The organism is Parasphingorhabdus sp. JC815 (assembly GCF_040717415.1).
In the GTDB taxonomy this organism is placed as follows: domain Bacteria; phylum Pseudomonadota; class Alphaproteobacteria; order Sphingomonadales; family Sphingomonadaceae; genus Parasphingorhabdus.
Map to the genome: position 1 here is coordinate 682197 of NZ_JBFEFM010000001.1, position 19553 is coordinate 701749.

At 51.0% G+C, this 19553-nt stretch carries 19 protein-coding genes and 1 tRNA gene; 7 read left to right on the forward strand and 13 right to left on the reverse strand.

All coding sequences use genetic code 11. From position 1 onward, the window contains the following. Window positions 1-147 precede the first annotated feature (147 nt). The 3 genes from AB1K62_RS03245 (at window position 148) to AB1K62_RS03255 (ending at window position 2172) form a co-directional block, all read left to right on the forward strand. Window positions 148-420: an HU family DNA-binding protein gene (locus tag AB1K62_RS03245; RefSeq protein WP_367002051.1), complete on the forward strand. Its 273-nt coding sequence runs from the start codon at window positions 148-150 to the stop codon at window positions 418-420. 256 nt (window positions 421-676) lie between these two features. Continuing rightward, complete coding sequence (locus AB1K62_RS03250) at window positions 677-1924, forward strand: type VI secretion protein ImpB (protein WP_367001200.1); 1248 nt, start codon at window positions 677-679, stop codon at window positions 1922-1924. Further along, the gene (locus AB1K62_RS03255; RefSeq protein ID WP_367001202.1) at window positions 1921-2172 is read left to right on the forward strand and encodes a hypothetical protein; all 252 of its coding nucleotides are present in this window, start codon (window positions 1921-1923) and stop codon (window positions 2170-2172) included. The genes AB1K62_RS03250 and AB1K62_RS03255 overlap by 4 nt, the downstream gene beginning before the upstream one ends. A gap of 64 nt (window positions 2173-2236) precedes the next feature. On the opposite strand, the gene AB1K62_RS03260 is transcribed toward AB1K62_RS03255, so the two are convergent. The 6 genes from AB1K62_RS03260 to AB1K62_RS03285 all read right to left on the reverse strand — a co-directional run bounded on the left by AB1K62_RS03260 (window position 2237) and on the right by AB1K62_RS03285 (window position 7937). After that, a tRNA-Lys gene (locus tag AB1K62_RS03260) sits at window positions 2237-2312 on the reverse strand. Between the two features lie 51 nt (window positions 2313-2363). Then, a complete protein-coding gene (gene rodA / locus AB1K62_RS03265) occupies window positions 2364-3476 on the reverse strand; it encodes a rod shape-determining protein RodA (RefSeq protein ID WP_367001204.1) in 1113 nt (370 codons plus the stop codon). Window positions 3477-3479: 3 nt separating this feature from the next. After that, entirely contained in the window at window positions 3480-5426 is a 1947-nt protein-coding gene (gene mrdA, locus AB1K62_RS03270) for a penicillin-binding protein 2 (RefSeq protein ID WP_367001206.1), read from the reverse strand. Continuing rightward, entirely contained in the window at window positions 5423-5938 is a 516-nt protein-coding gene (gene mreD, locus AB1K62_RS03275; protein ID WP_367001207.1) for a rod shape-determining protein MreD, read from the reverse strand. Before mreD ends, mrdA begins: the two co-directional genes overlap by 4 nt. Next, window positions 5938-6852 (reverse strand): rod shape-determining protein MreC, encoded by a 915-nt coding sequence (gene mreC, locus AB1K62_RS03280; RefSeq protein ID WP_367001209.1) that lies wholly within the window; start codon window positions 6850-6852, stop codon window positions 5938-5940. The genes mreD and mreC overlap by 1 nt, the downstream gene beginning before the upstream one ends. Before the next feature lie 44 nt (window positions 6853-6896). Continuing rightward, complete coding sequence (locus tag AB1K62_RS03285; RefSeq protein ID WP_367001211.1) at window positions 6897-7937, reverse strand: rod shape-determining protein; 1041 nt, start codon at window positions 7935-7937, stop codon at window positions 6897-6899. A 174-nt stretch (window positions 7938-8111) separates the two neighbouring features. Here AB1K62_RS03285 and mutL point away from each other — a divergent pair, with 174 nt between their 5' ends. Further along, window positions 8112-9923: a DNA mismatch repair endonuclease MutL gene (mutL, locus tag AB1K62_RS03290; RefSeq protein WP_367001212.1), complete on the forward strand. Its 1812-nt coding sequence runs from the start codon at window positions 8112-8114 to the stop codon at window positions 9921-9923. A gap of 9 nt (window positions 9924-9932) precedes the next feature. Here the strand turns inward: mutL and AB1K62_RS03295 are convergent, their stop codons facing one another. The 7 genes from AB1K62_RS03295 to AB1K62_RS03325 all read right to left on the reverse strand — a co-directional run bounded on the left by AB1K62_RS03295 (window position 9933) and on the right by AB1K62_RS03325 (window position 15857). Beyond that, complete coding sequence (locus AB1K62_RS03295; protein ID WP_367001214.1) at window positions 9933-10379, reverse strand: MaoC family dehydratase; 447 nt, start codon at window positions 10377-10379, stop codon at window positions 9933-9935. A 30-nt stretch (window positions 10380-10409) separates the two neighbouring features. Next, window positions 10410-11510: a redox-regulated ATPase YchF gene (ychF, locus tag AB1K62_RS03300; RefSeq protein WP_367001216.1), complete on the reverse strand. Its 1101-nt coding sequence runs from the start codon at window positions 11508-11510 to the stop codon at window positions 10410-10412. Window positions 11511-11621: 111 nt separating this feature from the next. After that, complete coding sequence (gene pth / locus AB1K62_RS03305) at window positions 11622-12194, reverse strand: aminoacyl-tRNA hydrolase (RefSeq protein ID WP_367001219.1); 573 nt, start codon at window positions 12192-12194, stop codon at window positions 11622-11624. A gap of 89 nt (window positions 12195-12283) precedes the next feature. Continuing rightward, a complete protein-coding gene (locus tag AB1K62_RS03310; RefSeq protein WP_367001221.1) occupies window positions 12284-12952 on the reverse strand; it encodes a 50S ribosomal protein L25/general stress protein Ctc in 669 nt (222 codons plus the stop codon). A gap of 135 nt (window positions 12953-13087) precedes the next feature. Next, a complete protein-coding gene (locus AB1K62_RS03315) occupies window positions 13088-13885 on the reverse strand; it encodes a thioesterase family protein (RefSeq protein ID WP_367001222.1) in 798 nt (265 codons plus the stop codon). A gap of 34 nt (window positions 13886-13919) precedes the next feature. Further along, a complete protein-coding gene (locus tag AB1K62_RS03320; RefSeq protein ID WP_367001223.1) occupies window positions 13920-14834 on the reverse strand; it encodes a TraB/GumN family protein in 915 nt (304 codons plus the stop codon). Between the two features lie 54 nt (window positions 14835-14888). After that, window positions 14889-15857, reverse strand: a complete 969-nt coding sequence (locus AB1K62_RS03325) for a TraB/GumN family protein (RefSeq protein WP_367001226.1) — start codon at window positions 15855-15857, stop codon at window positions 14889-14891. Window positions 15858-16122: 265 nt separating this feature from the next. Between AB1K62_RS03325 and AB1K62_RS03330 the strand changes: the two genes are divergently transcribed. Genes AB1K62_RS03330 through glyS form a run of 3 tightly spaced genes read left to right on the forward strand, consistent with a single transcriptional unit; the run spans window position 16123 to window position 19552 of the window. Further along, window positions 16123-17046, forward strand: a complete 924-nt coding sequence (locus tag AB1K62_RS03330) for a glycine--tRNA ligase subunit alpha (RefSeq protein WP_367001229.1) — start codon at window positions 16123-16125, stop codon at window positions 17044-17046. Next, window positions 17043-17189 (forward strand): hypothetical protein, encoded by a 147-nt coding sequence (locus AB1K62_RS03335; protein ID WP_367001231.1) that lies wholly within the window; start codon window positions 17043-17045, stop codon window positions 17187-17189. The genes AB1K62_RS03330 and AB1K62_RS03335 overlap by 4 nt, the downstream gene beginning before the upstream one ends. Then, on the forward strand, window positions 17186-19552 hold the full coding sequence (gene glyS, locus AB1K62_RS03340; RefSeq protein WP_367001233.1) for a glycine--tRNA ligase subunit beta: 2367 nt from the start codon (window positions 17186-17188) through the stop codon (window positions 19550-19552). Before AB1K62_RS03335 ends, glyS begins: the two co-directional genes overlap by 4 nt. The last annotated feature ends 1 nt before the right edge of the window (window position 19553 follow it).

Genomic DNA, 19553 nt, shown 5'->3' on the forward strand with positions numbered 1-19553 from the left:
AAATTTCACGATTTTCCGTGAATATTACATCTTTGAACCAAAATTGGCTATTTTCCTTTGACTCAAGGGCCATTCTTGTTGTTACTGCCTCCGGACAAAGACGTTATTCAACCAATTATTGCTTTTAGAGAAGGGGGGATTCCCAATATGAATAAACAGGATCTTATCAGTAGCGTTGCAGATCACAGTGGTCTCAGCAAAAGCGATGCCGGCAAAGCCGTGGACGCCGTTTTCGATTCCATCACAAATTCGCTCAAGAGCGGCAATGAAGTCCGTCTTGTTGGTTTTGGTACTTTTTCAACATCAAAGCGTAAAGCTTCGACAGGCCGTAACCCACGCACGGGTGAGCCAATGCAGATTCCTGCATCTACTCAAGCTAAATTCAAAGCCGGCAAGGGCTTGAAAGACGCCGTTAATTAATAAATGATCCAGAGGGGCGCTTGATAGTGCCCTTCTTTTTTCGTTCTTTGTTTGAAAATTGCAGGCGGGCTCCCGGTGGAGCTCGCCTTTTTCATGGGCTATGGATTCCGCTTGACAATGGTCCATGTCAGTTTGTCGAAATATAGCCCATTTTAGAAGCGGTTATATGTGATGTAGGATCATAGGGTAATAACCTGCTTGCCCATCTGTTCTCTATATGTTCTATACCGAATCCCCCTACGATTTGGTATGAGATATGTATAAGCCTGACATCATTGAGCATCTTTACCTAGATTTTGACGGTTTTTTTGCCAGCGTTGAACAGCAGCGCGACCCTCGTTTGCGTAAGCGTCCGGTAGGGGTGATCCCCTATGAAGGGGCCGGGCGCACCTGTGTCATAGCGTGTAGCCGGGAAGCCAAGGTGCGCGGCGTTAAAAATGTCATGATGGTTGATGAAGCTAAAAAGATTTGCCCTGACCTGATCCTTGTCCCTCAAAAGCCCGATCTGTACCGGCGTGCACATAATGCCCTGATCGCAGAAATAGGTTCGGTGCTGCCTATTGATACGGTTAAATCTATTGATGAATTGGCCTGCCGACTGGATGCTAATCATCGACGCGATCCGGTTTCGCTATCCATGCGGATCAAACAAACCATCCGTCAAAATATCGGAACATCAATTACTTGCTCCATCGGATTTGCTGCTAATCGCCATTTGGCCAAAATTGCTTGCGCCACGCAAAAACCTGATGGCACGACCATCTGGTCGCCGGATATCATGCCTGCACCTTTGTTCAAGGTTGCGCTGAAGGATATTCCCGGCGTGGGCAAGCGAATGCAGCGCAAGCTATGGGCCAGCGGGATTATTTCTACAGAAGATCTTTACAACACACAGCCCAAACAGATGCGGGCTATCTGGCGTAACGTGACAGGCGAGCGTCTTTGGTATGCGCTGCATGGTTACGCTATCGAAGCACCTGCAACGCAGCGCGGCATGATTGGCCATACACGCGTGTTACCTCCAGAAAGCCGCAGTCTTCCCGAAGCCCGGAAGATAGCGCGATTATTGCTTATCAAGGCAGCGCGACGCTTGCGCCGTGGGGGCTATTATGCAAGCGGCCTGATGTTCTGGTTACAATTGTTTGACCGGCCATATTCACGGATCCGCACCCTGCCGCAAGTACAGGATGATCAGGCGCTGCTCAGCGCTTTGACAATAATGTGGGCGGATATGGAGCGCCAAGTCTCGCCACGATCAAAAGCCATGCGGGTCGGTGTAACCTTATGCGATCTCACCCCCGCGGCTATGCGACAGCTCGATATGCTGCTGGATGATGATGAAGAGCGGCAAAAATGGGAGCGGATTGGCAAGGCCATAGACAGCCTTAATAGCCGTTATGGCCGTACGGTGGCTAGCTTTGGTCAATGGGCTCCGCCCAAAGGTGGTAATATTGGCGGAAAGATCAGCTTCACACGCATTCCTTCAGCGGAAGATTTTCTATGAGCTGGAAAACCGCCATTCAGCTACGCGATCTTGATCGGCAAGACCGACTGGAGCTAATTTGCCGCAAATGTGGCCATCTGCGTTACCTGACTGCCAAAGAACTTCTTGCCCACAAAGGAGCGGCGCAACTCTATCTTGACGAAATCGAGAGTCGTGCCCGCTGCACCCAGCGCGGATGCAAGGGATTGATGCGACTATCCATGCCGGCGCAAGGGGAAACCAGCGGCTTTGTTGGAGGTATTTCGTGAAAGTGCCTTTTCCCGTAAAACTCCAAAAAGATGCAATTTTCGCAAAACCGTTCATCATTGAAAATGGTGGACGCTACAGGGATCGAACCTGTGACCCGCTGATTAAGAGTCAGCTGCTCTACCAACTGAGCTAAGCGTCCATTGTTCCGGCGCTATAGTGACTATGCTCTCTCAAGCGCGGAATATTGTCTTTAACCGAAAGTCCCGCTGCGACGACCTGGATGCCGGTCTATTGACATGAGGATCCCGATACAAATCATAATCGTCATCATAGAGGAACCGCCATGACTTAGAAAGGGCAGGGGGATACCAACGACAGGCGCAAGGCCCATAACCATCATCAGGTTGATAGCTACATAGAAAAAAATCGTTGTCGAGAGACCGACAGCCACAAGTTGTGAAAAACGGGTTTTGGCTTTCATGGCCACACCAAAGGCCCAGCGGAATAGTAAAAAGAAACCGAATAAAACGGCGACACCGCCCATCAGTCCCCATTCTTCCGCCATGGTAGCAAAAACAAAGTCTGTATGTCCTTCGGGTAAATAATCCAAATGACTTTGCGTTCCGTTCATGAAACCTTTGCCAAAGACTCCGCCGGAACCGATTGCGATTTTGGACTGGCTGATATGATAACCGGCGCCCAGAGGGTCATTCTCCGGATTAAGGAAAGTAGTAACGCGGCGCTGTTGATACTCCTCCAGCCCGAAGAAGAAGGCCAGAGGCGCTATTACGGCAATGGCCGCAGCACCGCCCACGAACAACCGCATAGGTAATCCAGCCAGAAAAGCTACAGTCATGGCGCCAGCGAAAACAGTAATTGTCGTGCCCAGATCCGGTTGAAGTAAAATCAATCCGCAAGGAACAACGAGCAGGACAAGCAAAGGCCAGATCGCGCTCCATGTCTTGATCTGGTTGGCTGGTAAAATGTCATAAAAACGCGCAACCGCAAGAATGATCGCAGGCTTCATGAGTTCCGAAGGCTGTATCCGCACGAAACCAAAATTCAGCCACCTTTGGCTTCCGCCGCCAACTGCGCCGATAAGTTCGACGCCCAGCAACATGATAACCACAACGATATAGACCGGAAAGGCAACCGACTTCCAGAAATGTTCCTTTAACCGGGAAAAAACAATCGCCATCATCAGAAAAAGCAGAAAGCGAACCATGTGCAATCCAGCCCATGGGGTCAGGCTTCCGCCCGCAGCGGAATATAACACGACAAAGCCAAAACTGGCCATGACGAGCAACAATAATATTGTTTTCCACGGTAATTGCGCGATAGGTGCGGGGATAAAATCGTTCAACGCTTACTGCCCTGTTTCGCCATCTGGATTATTGCCAGCCTCTTTCGCATTTTTTTGAGCGTTCAGATTGGAACGATATGCCGCCAGCTTTCTGGCCATGCGTTCAGCAATGGTTCCGCCCCAGCTTTCCTCAAGATCCGTTAGTATATTCATTGCTTTTTCTTTGTCGTAAAGAAACGTCATGACGTCACGTGCAATCGGATAAGCGGAGCTGGACCCGCCGCCATGTTGTACCACCACGGCTGAAGCATAACGGGGGTTGTCCACGGGAGCGAAGCTGACAAACAGGCCATGATCACGAAATTTCCACGCAACATCCCTGCCGCCACGGCCAAAATCAAGATTGACGACTTGCGCCGTGCCGGTTTTTCCGGCCAGTTTTACATCCTTCAATGGCAAGCGGGCGCGACCGGCTGTGCCCCCGCCGTTAACGACCTGATTCATAGCATCGTGAATATAAGCGATATGCTTTGGATCAATGTTAAGCGTCTCTGCAGGCTTGCGTTTTCCGCCCATTATAAGATTCGGCATCAGCTTTTTACCTGTCGCAATACGCGCAGACATAACAGCGAGTTGCAATGGGTTGGCAAGCATATAGCCCTGACCAATGGTCGCGTTAACGGTGTCAAACGCCTGCCATGATTTATTGAATTTCTTCATCTTCCATTGCGGGTCGGGGACTGTTCCATAAAACTGACTAGGCACTGGTATAGGAAATTCCTGACCCAGACCCAGCCGGTTGGCCATTAACGCAATCGGGTTCATTCCTATTTTTTGCGCGAAATAATAGAAATAGACGTCGCAGCTTTGATAGATACCTTTGGCTAGATCGACACGCCCGTGACCACGCCGGTTCCAGCAGCGGAAAACCCTGTTCCCTACTCGCAGGCCGCCGTTGCAATTTACTGTATCATTAGGGCTTAACCCGGCTTCCAGAAAGGCTAGCCCTACCATGGGTTTAATTGTTGATCCGGGCGGGAAAAGACCTTTCAGGGATTTGTCACGCAAGGGCACATGATCATCATCCCGTAGCATCCCGTATTCGGTTTGACCGATGCCATCCGAAAAACTGTTGGGATCGAAAGAAGGCATGGATGTCATGGTCAATATATCGCCGGTCTTACAATCCAGCACTACGACAGAGCCGGATTCCGGACCAAGACGGCGAGCGGCATATTCCTGTAAATCTATGTCGAGTGTAAGTTGTAACGCTTTGCCCGGTGTATCCGGTCTGCTATCCAGTTCCCGGACAATTTTGCCGCGTGCTGTGACTTCGACCCGTTTCGCACCGGGCTTCCCTTGCAAATGATCCTCAAATGTTTTTTCCAGGCCGGCCTTGCCAATCTTATATCCCGGCGTAACCAGAATGGGATCGGGCTTTGCTTTATAATCCTCCGCCGAAGCAATGCCGACATAGCCGACCAGATGACCCACGGCCTCTGCGGTGGGGTAAAACCGGGAGAAGCCCTGTCGAGGTGATACTCCGGGTAAATCCGGCAGACGGACGCTGACAGCGGCAAAACGTTCCCAGTCCAGCCCGGTGGCGACCTGAACGGGTTGAAAGCTGCTGGCCTGCTTCAATTCCTTGTTTATGCGGTCGACTTCTTCCTGATTGAGTGACAATAATTGAGCCAGCGTAGCAACGGTCTTTTTCTTGTCACGCATCCGGTCAGGAATAAGGTCAACCCTGAAATCGGTCTTGTTATTGGCAATCGGCTTGCCATTGCGGTCGATCAGCCAACCGCGCCGCGGAGGCACCAGTGTCAGATTAACGCGGTTGCTTTCGGATAAAAGTTGATAACGCTCATTCTCGGCAACCGTAATATACGCCATACGTCCCGCGAGAAGCACACCTATGCCCATTTGTAGACCGCCGACAATGGTCGCACGGCGGGAAAAGGTCATGGCCTGAACGGCGCTGCTAATGGTTTTTCCGCCCGATATACTCATGACGCTACCCGCCAGTTATCAATCGCCCCGATCAGACGCGTGACAAATGGATAGAGTAAAACAGAGAGCAAAATTTGCGGCATTAATATCTCGAGCCTTAATAAATTGCTTTGAAAGTCAATGATTAACATGCCGCATATTAGCACAAAAATAATCGAAAGGGAGGCGATAAGCCAGTCCAGCCAATAATCCCTGCCGACGATTCGTCGATCAAGAGCTTCCAGAGCAATGAAAATCAATGACCATAAGAATGCGGCGCTACCAAAAGGTTGCCCGCTGAATATATCATCAACCAAGCCAAGTGGAAAACCCGCCCAGACCGGCCAGTAACCGGGGCGGATCAATCGCCATGAGAGCAGGATTAACAGCCCCATAGGAGGTAATATGGGATAGTCTGTGATGATTGGCAGTGCGGTAATCATTGACCCCAATATAACCGTGATGGTCGGGATAAATTTAATCCGGAATTGCGAGGGACGCCGGTTAATACGAGAACGATAGGATCTCGCCATTATTCACCGCCCGTAGTATCGGTTTCAGCTTCGGTTTCATCAAGCTGTTCCTGCTTGATGGCTGCTACGGTTTCTGCCTGAAATATCGGCTGCACGATGACGTGGCTGACTTTTGCTGAATCCGCCAATATTCTGGCAATAGCTCCGGTATCGGTTTTGCGGATAACCACAGCAACGGGAATGCCCGGCGCATATAACCCGCCACTGCCCGATGTAATAAATAAATCGCCGCCTTTAAACGGATTACTGCCGACGTTAATGGGCCGTACTTCTACTGTGCCATCGCCACGGCCCGTTGCAAAAGCAGGCAGTTCATCGCTGGCTCTTTTGACCGGTGTTACATTTTGCCCGTCAGAAACCAGCAATATCCGTGCTGTGGTTGGCCCGGTTTCCAAAACACGCCCCACCAGGCCTTCGGGTGCGCGAACAGGTTGGCCGGTTAATATTCCGTCAGTGGATCCCAGCCCCAAAGTGGCAATACGCCGGGAACTCGATGATGTAGAGCTTATCAATCGCGCCATGCCGATTGATTCAGGAACTTCCTTGTTAAGGCCAAGCAGCCGCTTTAATCGTTCATTTTCCTGTTTAAGGGCGCGGGCTTCCAATATTTCTATACGGTTCTTTTCCAACTCGCGTTTCATCGCAGCATTTTTGGAACCCGCGTTAATATAAGCGGAGATATTCTCTGTGGCATTGCCGGTCACGCCGCCGATATTGGCGAGAGTTCTGCTAACCGGAGCAGTGATCTCAGCTCCGATAGTACGAAGGGCTGAAAAACCATGCGGATCAAAAATGGATATAAGCAGCAGGAGAAGCCCGACTATGGCTCCCAATATGCCCAGTAAATAGCTTGCGAATATGCTATATTGCGCCCGCTTGGAAAATCCTGGGCGCCGGTGATTTGACGGCGCCATTCTTGCTTATCCTTCCGCTTTCATCATTCCGGACCGATGATCCATCAAGCTGTCGTCAGAACGCCGCGGAACATCTCGTCTTCAAGCGCACGGCCAGTGCCAATTGCCACACAGGCAAGGGGGTCTTCGGCCACAGAAACCGGCAATCCGGTTTCATCGCTTAATGCTTCGTCCAGACCAGAGATTAACGCACCGCCACCTGTCAGAACAATGCCCTGATCCACAATGTCTGCGGCCAGCTCAGGCGCCGTATTTTCCAAAGCGATCCGGACACCTTCGATAATAGTGCCGATCGGTTCGCTTAACGCTTCTGCGATTTGCCCCTGATTGATCGAAATTTCCTTGGGAACACCGTTTACAAGGTCGCGGCCTTTAATGTGGATCGTATGGCCCACGCCATCGGCAGGTGCTTGCGCTACACCAAAATCTTTCTTGATTCGTTCTGCTGTGGTTTCCCCGATCAACAGGTTGTGATGACGGCGGACATAAGAAACTATGGCCTCGTCCATCTTGTCCCCGCCGGTTCGAACTGAGGTCGTATAAGCCAGACCGCGCAAGGACAGGACAGCTACTTCGGTCGTACCACCGCCGACGTCCACAACCATGGACCCGATCGGTTCAGTGACAGGCATATCGGCGCCAATAGCGGCGGCCATTGGTTCTTCGATCAGGAAAACCTGGCTCGCTCCGGCATTGGATGCGGCATCGCGGATTGCGCGGCGTTCAACAGAGGTCGAGCCACTGGGCACACAGATCACAATTTCGGGATAGCTGAAAAGTCTGCTCTTGCCATTTACCTTTTGGATGAAATGTTTGATCATCTGTTCCGCGACATCAATGTCCGCAATCACACCGTCGCGCAGGGGGCGAATCGCTTCGATGCTATCAGGTGTTTTACCCATCATCATCTTGGCATCGTTACCAACGGCTTTGACCCGTTTGACCCCGTTAAGGGTTTCGATTGCTACAACCGATGGTTCATTCAGAACGATTCCCTGACCACGCACATAAACAACAGTGTTCGCTGTCCCCAGATCGATGGCCATGTCCTGAGACCTGAACTTGAACAGATTTCCAAATACCATAGTACTACCCGTTTTGTTGTATTTACAGCGAAAGCTGTTCCCTCAATTCATAGCGACATTTTGGCCGAATGGTAGGTGAAGTTAACCATTTGAAACAGCCGTGCGTATGACCCGGCAAAACTAAGTCATAAACAAGGGTCGCCTAGCATGTTCGCTTGGGCTAGGAATACTGATATGTCAATAAGAAGACTCCCTAATAATCTTATCAATCGTATAGCCGCCGGTGAAGTGGTGGAACGTCCGGCCAGTGCGTTAAAAGAGCTGGTAGAAAATGCGATTGATGCCGGTTCGAATCAAATCAATATTCGCCTGAAACAGGGCGGTCTTGACCTGATTGAGGTCAGCGATAATGGCTGCGGTATGGCACGGGATGACATTGCACTGGCGCTAGAGCGTCATGCAACATCCAAATTACCCGATGAGGCTATTGAAATGGTCGCTACGCTGGGTTTCCGCGGGGAAGCGCTGCCATCTATTGCCAGTATTGCGCGACTAACCATTGAAAGCCGGGAGAATGGTGCGGATGGCTGGTCGCGAATCGTCAATCATGGCGTTTTGGAAAATGATGGCCCCGCCGCGATACCGCCCGGCACAAAAGTTCGGGTTGAAGAGCTTTTTGCCAAAGTGCCAGCCCGGCGGAAATTTTTACGCACAGCGCGCAGCGAATATGCCGCTTGTGTAGATGTTGTCCGGCGGCTTGCGATGGCGCGACCCGATATTGGTTTTATACTAACTCACGAAAACCGCAAATCCATAGCCGTGCAAGCGGGAGAAAGCGGCCCTGACCGGGTTGCCGCATTGACCAACAAAGAGTTACGCAACAACAGTGTGGCTGTTGATCTATTACGTGAAGATGTCCGGTTAACGGGTGTCGCGGGCCTGCCAACCTATAATCGCGGAGTGGCGGATCATCAATTTTTATTCGTAAATGGGCGGCCTGTGCGGGATCGGCTTTTGGTTGGCGCGGTTCGCGGGGCCTATGCCGAAATGCTGGCGCGGGATCGCCACCCGATTGTTGCTTTATTTATCGACATGCCGCCTGAGCAAGTTGATGTAAATGTCCATCCGGCCAAAACTGAAGTGCGCTTCCGTGAACCCGCGATGATCCGCGGTATGATAGTCAGCGGACTGCGCCGGGCATTGGATGAGGGAGGCTTCCGCGCGGTTCAGCGTCCGGCGGAATCTGCCCTGGCCAATTGGCAAACAGAACCGCAAGCGCCTGATCCTCAATCTAGTATTTTCACGGCGCAGGGGCCAATCGGGAGCAGGGAAACCTTTCAATCCCAACCCTATCCATCAGCAGTCCGGGATAATGCCAGCAGTTTTAGTGCGATGCGCCCTGACGATCTGGCCCCGCTTATGGGACGCGCCGAAGAGGCCGCAGAGCCGGTTCCCGATGCGGTAAACCATCCGCTCGGTATCGCACGCGGGCAGGTATCGAAAACTTATATTGTCGCGGAAGCAGAGGACGGGTTGGTGATTGTCGATCAACATGCCGCCCATGAACGATTGGTGCTGGAGCGTATGCGAAAAGCGGTAGATGGCGGCGCTGTCCCTTCTCAGGCGCTGCTCATGGCAGAAGTGATTGAACTGGACGAAAACGCCTGTGATCGTCTGGAAAACCGTATCACCGAGCTTTCCGAATTCGGGTTGATATTGGAGCGCTTTGGACCATCGGCCATGCTAGTGCGGGCGACGCCGGCCATGCTTGGTTCGGGTGATGTTAAAGGTTTGGTTACCGATCTGGCCGATGAACTGGGCGCCTATGATGAAGCCCTCTCGTTAAAGGAACGGATTGACCATGTTGCGTCAACAATGGCCTGTCACGGATCAGTCAGGGCAGGGCGGGTGCTCAATGTTGCGGAAATGAATGCGCTGTTACGCGAAATGGAAGTGACGCCCCATTCGGGCCAATGCAATCATGGTCGCCCGACATGGGTGAAACTGGCCCATGGTGATATTGAAAAACTCTTTGGCAGAAAGTGACGCGGCTGTTTAGTCTCCGCGCACTTGAATTAGCCCCGTGCTTTCCATCGTCATGACTTTTTCATCATGCTGGTTAAACACCGTTACACGTCCTTTCATAAGGCCCATTTCCGGGCGGCTTTCGGACCGGCGCTTTTCCAATGTTATTTGTTCGCAGTATAATGTATCGCCCGGATAAACCGGTTTAATCCAGCGCAGGTTCTCAACTCCCGGTGAGCCAAGTCCAGCTTGTTTATTGGCGCTCATCTCATCGACCATCATCCGCATCATCATCGCCGCGCTGTGCCATCCACTGGCGGACAGGCGGCCAAAATGGGTTTTGGCGGCGGCTTCTTCGTCGAGATGAAAAGGCTGTGGATCATATTTTGATGCGAAGTCGATTACCTCTTCGCGGGTGACTTCATATTTCCCGAATGTTTTGGGCACATTCAGCTGAATATCTTCGTAATAGAGCATGGATGACCTTTCTAAGGGCTTTTATGCTAATCAGACGTTAAATTTGAAATTCATGATATCACCGTCCTGGGTAATATATTCCTTGCCTTCCTGACGAAGTTTACCTGCTTCACGCGCTGCGCTTTCCCCGCCGAGTGATATATAATCATCAAAGGCTATCGTTTCCGCGCGAATGAACCCGCGTTCGAAATCCGAATGGATCTCGCCAGCAGCTTGGGGAGCCTTTGCTCCTTTATGCACTGTCCATGCGCGCGCTTCCTTTGGCCCGCAGGTAAAGAATGTCTGAAGGTTGAGCAGTTGATACCCAGCACGTATCACGCGGGCGAGACCAGATTCTTCCAAACCCAGCTCAGCGAGATATTCGGCACGTTCATCGAGTTCCATTCCGACCAGTTCGGATTCTATCGCCGCCGAAACAATAACCGCTTCAGCGCCTTCGGCTTTGGCTTTTTCGAAAACGGCAGCGCTCAATTCATTGCCATTGGCCGCATCGGCTTCATCGACGTTGCAAACATATAGCACTGGCTTGGCAGTCAGCAATTGGGATTGGTCAAAAATCCGTTGTTCTTCATCATCATTGGGCTGGGTAAGGCGCGCAGGCTTACCCTCACGAAGCAATTCCAGCGTCTGTCCAAGCACATTGGCCGCAATTTTTGCTTCCTTGTCACCGCTTTTGGCTTTCTTTTCAAAGGCCGGGACGCGTTTTTCAAGACTTTCGAGATCGGATAACAGCAATTCGGTTTCGACTACTTCTGCATCGGAAATCGGATCGACTTTGTTTGACACATGCTGGATATCGTCATCTTCAAAGCAGCGCAAAACATGCACGACCGCATCCACTTCGCGGATATTGCCAAGAAACTGGTTCCCCAGTCCTTCACCCTGCGACGCGCCTTTGACAAGGCCGGCAATGTCAACAAAGGCCAACTGTGTCTCGATGATTTTCTGGCTACCGACGATCTTGGCAATCTGGTTCAGCCGCGGGTCCGGAACAGCCACCTGGCCGACATTGGGTTCAATGGTGCAAAAAGGATAATTGGCCGCTTGCGCCGCCTGTGTTTCGGTAAGCGCGTTGAATAAAGTTGATTTTCCGACGTTGGGCAAGCCAACAATACCGCATTTAAAACCCATTATTAACTCCCGCTCCTCTTAAAAGGAGAGGCCGAAATACGGGGGAGTCCCGTTCGACCTGTTGTTACACATTAAATCAGGGCGACTTTCCCGCCCGAAACGCTTGCTGGATCAATCATCCTTCATTCTAAGCGCCAATTCGCTCATAAACCTTGGATTATCGCCCTTGACCAGCCAATCGGCTTCTGATGCAATAGCGCCGAGCATATGGGCCAGTGGATCAAATTCGGCCTTGGTATAATTACCCAGCACATGCCCGTGCACCCGGCTTTTATGACCGGGATGGCCTATTCCAATTCGCACACGGCGAAAGTCCGGGCCAATATGGGCGTCAATAGATCGCAATCCATTATGCCCGGCATGACCGCCGCCCATTTTGACTTTGACTTTGAACGGATCAAGATCAAGCTCATCATGGAAAACTGTAACGTCCGCAGGTTCCAGCTTGTAAAAGCGCATGGCTTCACCAACGCTGCGCCCGCTTTCGTTCATGAAAGTTGCTGGTTTCAAAAGCAGGAGCTTTTCTGAGCCGAGCCGCCCTTCGACGGCCCAACCCTGAAATTTTTGTTTAGGCGACGGAAATCCATGCACTTGTTCCAAGGCATCGAGCACCATGAAGCCGACATTATGGCGGTGCAGCGCATATTGCGCGCCGGGATTGCCAAGGCCGACCCAAAGTTGCATCAATCTTTCTCCTGTTCAGGGGAAAGGGCCCGAGTAAGGAAGCGCTATTCCTCAATTCCAATAGCCCCCGCTTTCGCAGGGGCTAAGAATCAATTTTCCGAACCGCCTTCAGCTTCTTCACCACCTTCAGCTTCTTCGCCTTCAGCTTCTTCGCCTTCGGCTTCTTCAGATTCATCATCGGAAGATTTCAGCGCGGATGGTGCTGTCACACCAGCAATGGTAAAGTCCCGATCCGTGATCGTGCTTTCGGAACCTTCTGGCAATGTAACATGGGAAATGTGAACAGAATCACCAATCTCAAGGCCGGTAACATCGACTTCGATTTCGTCAGGAATCTTGTCTGCATCACACATCAGGTCCAGTTCAAAGCGAACAACGTTCAACACGCCGCCACGTTTCAAGCCAGGCGATTGTTCTTCGTTTACGAACACAACCGGAATATTGACCTGTACCTTTGCGCCTTTTGCAAGACGTAAAAAGTCAACATGGAGCGCGCGATCAGTTACCGGGTCCAGAGCAAGATCTTTGGGGAGCGTGCGTGTTTTTTTGCCATCAAGCTCAACCATGACCAGCGAGTTCATGAAAACTCCCGTGCCAAGCAGCTTGTCCAGCGCGCGTTCTTCCACATGAATTAATTCGGGTTCTTTTTTATCGCCATAAATCACAGCGGGGATGCGGCCTTCGCGACGTAGTGCACGGGAGGCTCCCTTGCCAGCCCGTTCGCGAGGCTCGGCTGATAGTGTCAGCTGATCACTCATAATGTTGCTCCAATATATTAGTTTTTACGATTTTCCGCCACGCCTCCAGGGTTGCTCATGGCAGGAAAGTGCGCGCTATAGGCATCAGGCAGGATAAAAGCAAGGCAAATTGCCGCTTGCGGGTTTGTCAATGAACTAACGGAAAAAGCCGATTTGATTGCTGGTTGCGAGCAAGGTTCCGTTCTGAGACCAAAGCTCGACACGCTGGTCAGTCGCGCTATTTCGTGACGTCGCGCCATCAACACGCAGCAAGAGATAATCTGAACCCGCAGCAGCAATATCCTCTTCACTGGCGTAAATATAAGTGCCCATGGAAACCGTGGCACCCATTCGCAATTCATCAGAAAGGAAAAATGTGCGGGGCATAGGTGTGTCGCATATTGATACAATATTTAGCCGGTCCAGCGGTCGGCCATCCGTTTCTTTTATCCAGACCAGGGATTCCGGATTTTCATTGACGCTGAACGGAACGCCTCTGGCAATTTTCTGTTCGTATGTGCTGACCCAGAAAGGGGGATTATCTTCTCCCTGACGCAGAGTGGGCGACTCCGAAGCCGGTTTAGCCACCGGCATGGGAATCTGGTAGTTTAAGTCCGTAGGTCGCCGGTTGCTGGAGACAATATCCGAAACAGCAACAATGCCTACTGTCTGTGATAATTCCACCCGCCAAAACTGGGTTGATGCACCTGATTTCAGCAAGCGGACTGTCACATTTACTTCACCGGGGCCAACCCCTGCGATAAAGGTGGTCTGCACAGAGACTACCGGCCCCGAACATTCTTCGTGATCCTGAACCGCTTTGGTCATAATTGCTGCCACCCAGCCGCCAAATGCCGCGCCGGTAGGATTGCGATATATCTCGCTGGCCTCAATATAAAGCGAACCGTCACCCCGCGAGACAAGCGCGGTTTCACGATCAAACACAAATGTCATGAACTTACCCCAGAATCAAAAATTACTAATCAAACTACTGTATTTTTTGTATTTTATAGCCACGCTTCTCTAGCATTGTCTGAACAGCATCCGGTCCTACCAAATGTGCTGCTCCCACGGCTACAAAATATATTTGTGGATTTCGCAGCTTTTTATCCAACTGCTCTGCCCAGTTCCGGTTTCGCAAAACGAGCAATTTCTCACGAGTCTGGGGATCTTCCAATATTCCGCCACTGGAAAGCTCTAACATGGTATCAGTGTCCCCTGAAATCCAGGCATTGAACAGCTTTTCAAAAGATGTTTTGGCCTCACCGGCTTCTTCTACAACACTGGCCAGCATGGCGCGTTGTTGTGTTTCAGGTAACGTATCAAAATAGCCAAGCTGTTGCTCGATAGTCTCAAGCCCTTCGATCGGTTTTTTGAAACCTTCAAACTGTGCGACTAGCTTTTTCTCTACGCCTTCGCTTGATTCCAGTCCGAGATTATTGGTTTGCGCCGATGCCAAGGACAATGCCGCAGCCCAGCTTTCCATACGGTTCAAGGCGAATGTGGGTATTTTGCTGTTATTGATTACTGTATCAAGATCGGCGTGGAGCGACGGCTTGACGCGCTTTTCAATTTCGGGCTGGTCCGGTGATATTGCGAGCTTACTGAATATTCTTGCCGCATTGGCTGTGTCCTCAAGGCCCAACACCTCGATGACAAGTGTATCGGACTCGCTGAGCGCTGTTTCCAGTATCGGCGTTCGCCAATTTACACCTTTTGGCAATATATGGATTGTCCCGAACATAAAAGCGGTGCCCGTCTGCTCCGGTTTGGTTCCCGTGATTTTCCAGAGCGCTGGCTTTCCTTCGGTGACTGTGTCCAGTTGGACTACTTGTGACGCGTTAGAGCAGGCGCTTAAACTAACTGCGGCGATCAAACTCAGCAAGATTTGAAAATATTTCATAGCTATTATCTGGTAATGAGCATGTTAAATGGGAAGATGCTTATACGCATTAGTCTAATATTTTACACGCTTTACTGTAATGTTCCGTTCTTTGAGTTTTTCTTGCAAGCTGTCATGCCCGGCTAAATGTCCGGCCCCCACAGCCAGAAAAAGAGTCCCTGGTTCTTTCATCCGTTCATCCACCCACGCAGCCCAATTGGCATTGCGATTGGAAAGCAGTGCCTCGTAAACAATTTTTTCTTCCAGTCCGGCATTCATCAGTTCAGCTAGCGCGCTAATATTAGCATTGGACCAATGCGTGATAATATCTTCCATGCCTTTTGACATATCGCTAATGGTTGCGACGTTGAAATTCAAAAAGCGGATTTGAACCTCTTCGGGCAGATTATCGAAAAAGCCCAACTGCTGCTGCGGCGTTTCCAGACCGACGATTTTCTTATTTTGTGCTTTGGCTTTGGAGAGAAGGGAGCTTTCCACACCGCTACTACTAGCATAGCCGCTTTTCATAAGGGGAACGAGTGACATGCTGACACTGGCGAACCAGGGTTCATAGGGATCAAAGCTGTTCACCGGCAGGTCCAGCGCTGTCATCGCTGCTTCATAATTAAGCCTGTCCTCTTCGCTCAGCTTGTCACGCAGACTGACGCCGGATTTATCAATTGCTAAATCATTGACAATGCTGGCCATTGTCACCGGGTCAGGTTGAATCATTTCAACCACCAGCTCGTCCGACTCGTCAAATGCATCTTTTACGGCAGAATCAAACCAGTTAAGGCCGGGTTTGAGGATATGGACTGTGCCAAACAGATATATCTTCGTGTCTTCATCCTTTATGACCCAGAGTGCCGGCTTGGGAGCATCCTCAACCGTGGCAATCCCTGATTCCAAAGGCGCGCTTTGACTGGCAGATTGCGGAGCAGCCAGAGGACGGTCTGCTTGACACGCCAGCAGACTCAAAGCGACAGGCAAATAAATTAATGAAGAAATCCAGCGGCGCAACATGGGCAAATATTCCATTTTCATTGAAAGACCAAAGGCCTGATAGAAGCTGGTTCATCGGGCATTTGGAGAGATAATCCCAGCAATTTTTTCAGTTTGCGAATAAACCCGTCCAGACGATAGTATTGTTTGAGAGTTTAACATGATGTTCACGGTCACAGGTTAAGGGGCAGAAACAATATATGGTAAATCACGACATGATCGAATAGCGGAAAAACGCCAATCACGGCTTGACCCTTTAAGTCGCATTCGCCAAAGCAAGCGCGAAACTTCTGCACATCGAATTTCATTGGCGAAGAAAGCTATCACATTGACCGACCAGAAGCCTCTCAGCTTCCAACAGATCATTCTTAAACTCCATGACTATTGGAGTAATCAGGGATGCGCGATATTGCAGCCTTATGATATGGAAATGGGCGCAGGCACATTCCATACTGCGACCACCTTGCGCTCGCTTGGGCCCGATCCCTGGAATGCCGCGTTCGTGCAGCCTTGCCGCCGTCCGACGGATGGTCGCTATGGTGAAAACCCCAACAGGCTCCAACATTATTATCAATATCAGGTGGTTCTGAAACCGTCCCCGCCCGATATTCAGCAGCTTTACCTCAACAGTCTAACCGCCATCGGTATTGATCCGATGCTTCATGATATCCGCTTTGTCGAGGATGACTGGGAAAGCCCCACGCTTGGCGCCTGGGGATTGGGCTGGGAAGTCTGGTGTGACGGCATGGAGGTGACGCAGTTCACCTATTTTCAGCAAATGGGCGGTTTTGACTGCAAGCCGGTATCCGGCGAGCTGACCTATGGGTTGGAACGTCTTGCTATGTATATTCAGGGCGTTGATAGCGTCTATGATCTGGATTATAATGGCAATGGCGTAAGTTACGGCGATATCTTCCTGGATAATGAAAAGCAGATGTCGGAATGGAATTTCGAGGTTGCGAATACCGAAACGCTGTTTGATCTGTTCAATAAGGCAGTTGGAGAATGTGAAAATTGCCTCGACGCGAAATTACCCATTCCCGCTTATGAACAGGCCATCAAGGCGAGCCATGTTTTTAATCTGCTGCAAGCGCGCGGCGTTATCAGTGTGCAGGAACGGGCTAGCTATATGGGCCGCGTGCGTGATCTCGCCAAAGGTAGCTGTGAAGCCTATATGACGAAAAACGCCGAAGACTGGCAGGCGCGCCATCCAAAATGGAGCGCGGCATGACTCATTCAACCCGTCATCCTGAACTTGTTTCAGGATCTCTCGAGGCAGGCACAACATCTGACGAGATGCTGAGCCGCAAGGCCACCGGAGGTAAACAAGTTCAGCATGACGAAATTTCGGAAGAAACAGGGGTAGGCCAATGACTGACTTCCTCCTCGAACTACTCTCCGAAGAAATTCCTGCACGCATGCAGGCAAAGGCGCGTACTGATCTGGAGCGGCTGTTTGTCGCGCAATTGGATGAAGCGGGCCTGAAATCTGGCGAAATCACCGTATATTCGACGCCAAGGCGGCTCGCGCTGATCGCAAAAGATTTGCCGGAACAGACCAAGGCCGTCAGCGAGGAAGCCAAAGGACCGCCAGAAGGCGCACCGGATCAGGCGATTGACGGGTTCTGCCGCAAAAATGGTGTAACCCGCGACCAATTGGAAGTGCGCGACGTCAAGGGGCGAGCGACCCTGTTCGCCGTGATCAATAAGCCGGGCAGGGCGACCAGCGATGTGCTCTCCCAAGCGATACCGGCAATTATAAAAGCCTTCCCATGGCCAAAATCCATGCGCTGGGGCGATGCCAGCCAATCGACCGAAAGCCTGCGCTGGGTGCGGCCTCTATCGGGCATAGTTGCCATTTTAGGTGATGACCTTGTCCCGTGCGAGATTGATGGCGTGGCGTCAGGCTATGAAACCATAGGCCACCGTTTTCACCATGATGGCAAGATTACCATCGGTAATGCCGGGGATTATGCGGAAAAACTGCATGCCTGCCACGTTTTGGTCGATCAAGCGGAACGGGAAGCGATTATTCGCGACGGCGCGGCCAAGGCGGCATCGGATGCGGGGCTGGAACTGGTGGCTGACGAAGGGCTGGTTATCGAAAATGCCGGCCTGACCGAATGGCCGGTGCCGCTTTTGGGCAGTTTTGATCCGGCGTTTCTGGATGTTCCGGAAGAAGTTATCCAGCTCAGCGCGCGGGTGAACCAGAAATATTTTATCTGCCGTGATAAAAACGGTAATCTCGCACCGAATTTTGTCTGCACCGCCAATATTGACGCCACTGATGGCGGCAAGGCGATTGTTGCGGGTAATGAAAAAGTGCTGGCGGCAAGATTGTCCGACGCCAAATTCTTTTGGGAGCTTGACCAGAAGACGGCTTTGGAAGATCATGCCAAGAAATTGAGCAACATTGTGTTCCATGAAAAACTGGGAACCGTTGCCGACAAGGTAGAGCGTGTGGCTAAGCTGGCTGAGTGGTTGGCGTCTTTAGAAGGGACCGGGTTACTCCATGCCAACCCGGAACAGACCAAGCAGGCCGCACGTCTCTGCAAAGCTGATCTCGTCACCGAAATGGTCGGCGAGTTCCCCGAGCTGCAAGGCTTGATGGGCGGCTATTATGCAGAGAAAGAAGGGCTTCCGGTTGAGGTCTCACACGCGATCAGAGATCATTACAAACCGGTCGGGCAGGGTGATGATGTGCCGACCGATCCGGTAACGGTGTGCGTGAGTTTGGCGGATAAGCTGGATACGTTGGCTTGTTTTTTCGCAATTGGTGAAAAGCCTACAGGTTCAAAAGATCCTTTTGCTCTGAGGCGTGCTGCTTTGGCGATAGTAGCCCTCATCATGAACAATGGCTTAAGATTTAATTTAAGTCATATAATAAAGTTTGTTTACAACTTACTATGCGATCAGTTGTCAATTCGACTATATCCCGAACAGATAAGTTATCTAGATGGCTTAGAATTTCAAACCTTGTATAATCGACCGATAAAATATGATGCATCTCGCCCAATCTACTTGCAATATTTGCCCAGAGATCATGAAGGGAGGCAAGTGGCAACTTCTAGAGCAGAAGTGGAAAAAACGGATGCTTATGCAGAAGTTATGCTCCTACCACTAGATGATGTTACGCATGGTGTGTTAGGATTCATGGCCGACCGCTTCAAAGTTCAACAACGCGAAGCTGGCGTTCGTCACGACCTCATCGACGCTGTGTTCGCTCTTGGCGGCGAAGATGATCTCGTCCGCTTACTCGCCCGTGTAAAGGCTTTGCAGGCATTCGTGGAAACGGAAGAGGGCACTAATTTACTCGCCGGTTACAAACGCGCATCGAATATATTGAAGAAAGAGGGCGATACCTTATCCAACACTCGTCATCCTGAACTTGTTTCAGGATCTCCCGAGGCAGGCACAACATCTGACGAGATGCTGAACCGCAAGGCCACCGAAGGTAAACAAGTTCAGCATGACGATTATGATAGAGAACCCGCCGAAACCGCACTAATCGAAGCACTTGATACCGCCGAACCCAAGGCTGCCGCCGCCGTTGAAGCGGAAGATTTCGAGGGCGCTATGGCGGCGCTGGCGTCACTGCGCGCACCCATTGATGCGTTTTTCGACAATGTTACTGTAAATGATGACGACCCCGCCAAGCGCACCGCCCGGTTAGCCATGCTGGCCCGGGTTCGCGAAGCGGTTCACACGGTTGCTGACTTTTCCAAGATTGAAGGCTGAA